This is a genomic window from Salinibacter sp. (assembly GCF_036626415.1).
Classification (GTDB): domain Bacteria; phylum Bacteroidota; class Rhodothermia; order Rhodothermales; family Salinibacteraceae; genus Salinibacter.
Window position 1 is genome coordinate 1 of the sequence record NZ_JAZKRW010000165.1, and the last position, 5,069, is coordinate 5,069.

Annotated in this window: 3 protein-coding genes; all 3 read left to right on the plus strand. The window is 67.3% G+C overall.

Features of this window, described 5'->3' with window-relative positions:
• Positions 1-287: 287 nt before the first annotated feature.
• Positions 288-1,655, plus strand: a complete 1,368-nt coding sequence (locus tag V5A20_RS12930) for an APC family permease (RefSeq protein ID WP_332327520.1) — start codon at positions 288-290, stop codon at positions 1,653-1,655.
• A complete protein-coding gene (locus tag V5A20_RS12935) occupies positions 1,652-2,425 on the plus strand; it encodes a universal stress protein (protein ID WP_332327521.1) in 774 nt (257 codons plus the stop codon). Before V5A20_RS12930 ends, V5A20_RS12935 begins: the two co-directional genes overlap by 4 nt.
• Before the next feature lie 168 nt (positions 2,426-2,593).
• Positions 2,594-4,879 (plus strand): amino acid permease, encoded by a 2,286-nt coding sequence (locus tag V5A20_RS12940; RefSeq protein ID WP_332316916.1) that lies wholly within the window; start codon positions 2,594-2,596, stop codon positions 4,877-4,879.
• The last annotated feature ends 190 nt before the right edge of the window (positions 4,880-5,069 follow it).

A 5,069-nucleotide genomic window follows, 5' to 3' on the forward strand; every position in this document is an offset into this window, starting at 1 on the left:
ACGCTGCGCCAGGTGCTCTTCGGCTCCATCCCCGACGTGGTGGCCGACCGGGCCGGCTGCTCGGTCCTCATGGTGCGCCGCTACGTCCCCGAAACCCTCTCGGTGCGCGCTGTGGAGGGCGTGAAACGGCTCAAGGAATCGGTGGGCCTCACGACTTCACCCGAAGAGTAGGACGGGGACGCCGTCGTGGCGCAAAACGGAACCGACTGCGGAGCGGGGTCCGTTCAAAGGCGCGTGAGGCGGTGCCCGCCGTTGTGAGGATGTGAAGCCCTCTGCCGTCCGTTGCCGTGAACACGTCTGCCTCCGCCGACGCGTCCTCGCCAGACGCCGACCGGAACGAACTGGAACGTACGTTAGGGCTGCTCCCGGCGCTAGCCATCGGCACCGGCACCATGGTGGGCGCGGGCATCTTTGTCTTTCCGGGATTGGCGGCAGGAAAGGCCGGGCCGGCGGCCATGCTCTCCTTCGCCATCGGGGCCGCCATCGCTCTGCTTGTGGCGCTGCCCACCTCCGAGCTCGCCACGGCCATGCCCGAAAGTGGCGGCGGCTACTTCTTCGTCTCCCGCGCCCTCGGCCCCCTCTCCGGCTGCATGGTGGGCCTCGGGCAGTGGCTGGGGCTGGTATTCGCCTCCGCCTTCTACCTGATGGGGTTTGGGCACTACCTGTCCGACCTGCTTAGTGAGCTGGGCATCGACCTGCCCCTCTCCGTCGCGGGCCTCGCTCTCGGCATGGCCCTTCTGCTCACGGGCGTTAGCATCACGGGCACGGAGAACACGGGCGACCTGCAAAACTGGATCGTGGGCAGCCTGCTCGCCATCCTCGGCGGCTTCCTGGGCCACGGCGGGCTGGACGTGATTGGGGTGTTGGGGGAGCCGCGGGTCCCGGACACGTTCTTCCCGTACGGCACGATGCCCATCTTTACCACCGCGGCGCTGGTCTTTACCTCCTACCTCGGCTTCGTGCAGATCGCCACGGTGGCGGGGGAGGTCAAAAATCCGAGTCAGAACCTGCCGCGCGCCATGACCGGGAGCGTCGTACTCGTCGGGACGCTCTACGTGCTCACGATCTTCATTGGTACGAGCCTACTGGGCAGCGAGCAGCTCGCGGAGATGGGCGAGACGGCCGTCGTGAACGTGGGGCGTCGCATTGCCGGAACGTTCGGCGCCGCGGCGCTGCTGGGCGGGGGCCTCCTGGCCACCCTGTCGAGTGCCAACGCCTCCATTCTCAGCGCCTCCCGGTCCATCTACGCCTTGAGCCGGGACGACCTCGTGCCGAGCCAGGTCGGGCGCATCAACCGGCAATACCGTACGCCGCACGTGGCGCTGCTGCTGGCCGGGGGCCCCATCGTCGGGCTCATCCTCTTTGGGCGAGTGGAGGTGCTGGCCGAGGTGGCGTCGCTGCTGCACCTGTTCATGTACGGGCTCATCTGCGTGGCCCTTCTCGTTCTGCGGCAGTCGCCGCCCGCCGGGTACCAACCCACCTTTCGGTGCCCCGGCTACCCGGTCGTCCCCGCTCTCGGCGCCCTCGCGAGCTTCGGGCTCGTGGCCTTCATGAATCCGCTGTCGATTGCGATCGGGGGTGGGATCCTGCTCGCCACGGCGGGATGGTATCTGTACTACGCGCGCACCGTGACCATATCGGACATCACGCCATGACGGACTCGGTCTCGCCGCCGTCCTCCATTCTCGTCGATGTGGAACTGCCGAACCCGGAACGCCTCTCGGCGTCGCTGATCGAGGTGCTGTCCCCGTTGCGGGTGGTGCTCCTCGGGTGGTTTTCGGTGCCGGAGCAGACGAGCCCCGCCCAGGCGCGGGATCAGTTTGGGGAGGAGACCCAGGCAACCCTCGACACGATCGTCGAACGCTTCGTCGAGGCCGGAATTGAGGTGACGACGCGCCTCGTCTTCACGGGGGACGAGCTCGATACGATCAGTCGGATCAGCGTCGAGGAGGAGTGCGACGCCGTTCTTATCCCGGGCAGGATGGACGCGCTGCGGCGCGTGCTTGTCCCCCTCCGCGGCCTGGAGAACGCTCATCAGATCGCCCCCTTCGTCGCCGACCTCTGCCGGGACGCCACGGCCACGGTCACGCTTCTCCACATCGTGGAGGAGGGCGAAACGGAAGCGGACTCGCGGGCGGACGTGCTCCGGCCCGCAGCGAACCGGATGCGCGATCACGGCCTCGACACGGGACTCCTCGAACTTGAGGCCATGGCGGCCGACGACCCCGCCGACGCCATCGTCGACCGGGCGGAGGCGTACGACCTGGTGGTGCTGGGCGAGACCGAGCCGTCGGTGCAGGAGATCCTCTTCGGCACGGTGCCGGAGCGGATCGTGACGTCGGCCGACGTGCCCGTCATCGTCGTGCGTCACGAGGACGAGGCCATCGAGGCCGCCGAGCAAACCATGCAGGCTGGCTCGTCCTGATGGGGCGTTCCGTCTATGGACTGAAGGCGCTCCCCTTATCGATCTCGCAGGGCCGGTGCGCCCAATATTTGGGGAAAGACTGGAGCGCCCGGGCCACGGGCAAAACCCGCCCGCCCCCACCCGGTAGGATGTCTTCTCTGCGACTTTCCGGACCGTTCGTCTTTCGACGTGAACGAGCTTGCCAAGGACCTCGGGCTCCTCGAAGCCCTCACGATTGGCGTCGGCACCATGATCGGGGCCGGCATCTTTGTGCTGCCGGGACCCGCCACGGAGGTAGCCGGGCCCATCGTGGCGCTGTCGTTCGTAATCGGCGGGGTCATCTCCCTCTTCACAGCCATGTCGGCCAGCGAGCTGGGCACGGCCATGCCGATGGCGGGCGGGAGCTACTACTACGTGAACCACGCCCTCGGCCCACTCTTCGGAAGCATCGCCGGGTTGGGTAACTGGATGGGGCTGGCGTTCGCCTCGGCCTTCTACGCACTCGGCTTCGGCAGCTACGTCGTCGGCTTTTTGCCCGTTCCCGACCTGCACGTCGCCGGCCTCACGTTCACCGACGATCAGCTGTTTGCCCTCCTGGCAGGGGCTTTTTTCGTAGGGGTCAACTACGTGGGGGCCAAGGAGACGGGAAAGCTTCAGAACGTCATCGTGCTGACGCTCCTCGGCATCCTAGCGGTCTTCATGGCCGCCTGCACGTGGAACGCCGACGCGGCCACGCTTACCCCCCTCGCCCCGAAGGGCTGGGACGCCGTCCTTCCCGCCACGGCCCTCGTCTTCGTGTCCTTTCTGGGATTCGCAAAGATTACGACCGTGGCCGAGGAGATGAAGGACCCGGGCCGCAACCTGCCGCTCGCCATCATCGGCAGCGTCCTCATCGTGACGGTCCTGTACGCCGTCATCATGCTGCTCGTCAACGCCGTGCTGCCGTGGCAGGAGGTGGCGTCCGTCGAGGGCATCGCCGTCGTCGAGGTGGCGCGCCTCGTGCTGGGGCCGGTCGGCGTGGTGGCCCTCACGGTGGGCGGCCTGTTGGCGACGGCCTCCAGCGCCAACGCCTCCATCCTCGCCTCCTCGCGCATCAACTTCGCGATGGGCCGCGACAAGCTCGTGTCCGACTGGCTGAACGCGATCCACGAGCGCTACGCCACGCCGCACCGCTCGATTGCGCTCACTGGCGGGCTCATCCTACTGTTTATCCTCGTCGGCGACGTGAAGACGCTGGCGAAGGCGGGAAGCGTGCTCCACCTCATCGTCTACGGCCTGCTCAACCTCGCCCTCGTCGTGATGCGGGAGGCCGACGTGCCGGAATATCAGCCGGAGTACACCGTTCCCTTCTATCCCGTCGTGCCTCTCCTCGGCGCCATTGCCTCGTTCGGCCTCATCGCGTTCATGAACGGCATTGAGATCCTGCTGAGCCTGCTCTTCGTCGCCGCGGCCGTAGTGTGGTTCTACGTCTACGTGCGGGGCCAGACCGAGAAGCAGGGGGTCTTCGGCGACTACATCCTGCGCCGAACGGAAGAAATGCCGGACTCGGCCGTGCGGGCCGCCGAGGCCGTCCAGCCCGATGCCTCGCACTACCGCGTGATGGTGCCTCTCGCCAATCCGGAGCACGAGACGAACCTTATCACCCTGGCCAGCAGTCTCGCCCGACAGCACGAGAACGGCGTCGTCGTAGCCGTGCACATCGTGGAAGTGCCCTACCAGGTGCCGCTGGAGGCGGGGATGCGCCACGTGGACGAGCTCGACGCCGAGTCGAAGGACCTCCTGGCGGCGGCCCGGGCGGATGCGGAGACGCTCGGCGTGGACGTGGAGACGCACACCATCCTGGCCCGGGATGCATATTCCGAAATCTTCGACGCCGCAAAGGCCCAGAAAGCTGACGTGGTCGTCCTCGGCTGGGGGCCCGACGCGCATGGCTCGCCGGGCCGCGTCGAGAGCTTCGCGGGGGACCTGTTGGGCTCGCTGGCGTGCGACTTCGTCGTCTTTCGGGACCGCGGCTTCGACCCCTCCCGGGTGCTCGTCCCCACGCGGGGGGGGGCGGGCTCGGAGGTCAGTGCCGATGTGGCGCGCATGCTCCGAGACGAGTTTGGCGCCGAGGTAACGCTGCTCAACGTGACGGATGATCCGGACGATCGAGCTGTCCGTGAGAAACAGCTCGCTTCGTGGGCGGAGGCGCACGGTCTCGACGAGGCGCCCCGAATCGTGGCCGTGGCCGACCACGTGGACGACGCGATTGCCGCTCGGGCCCCCGACCACACGCTCCTCATCCTAGGGGCTAGCGAAGAGGGCCTGCTGGCCCGTCTGACGGGCGACCTCGGCGCTCTCGACGTCGTCGAGAAGGTGGACTGTTCCGTCATCCTCACCGAGACGGCCTACGAACGCTCGTTCATGGACCGGGTGTTCGGCGGTCACGGAGAAGGATTCGCGGGCACCTCCCGCGCCGACGAAGCGGCGTCGTAGGTGACCATGATTGACGCGCTTGACCGACCCCCAGACGGCTTGCTGCCGGTGGCGTCCGTGCTGGCCCGGGGGGCAATACGGGGTGCGCAGTATTAAGACTTGTCTTCCTGGGTGCCGTGTCGTTCTACGTCCTCGTCGGAAGCGCGCTGGTGGTCACGGCGATCCTGAGCACGCGCTTCTCCCAGCATTT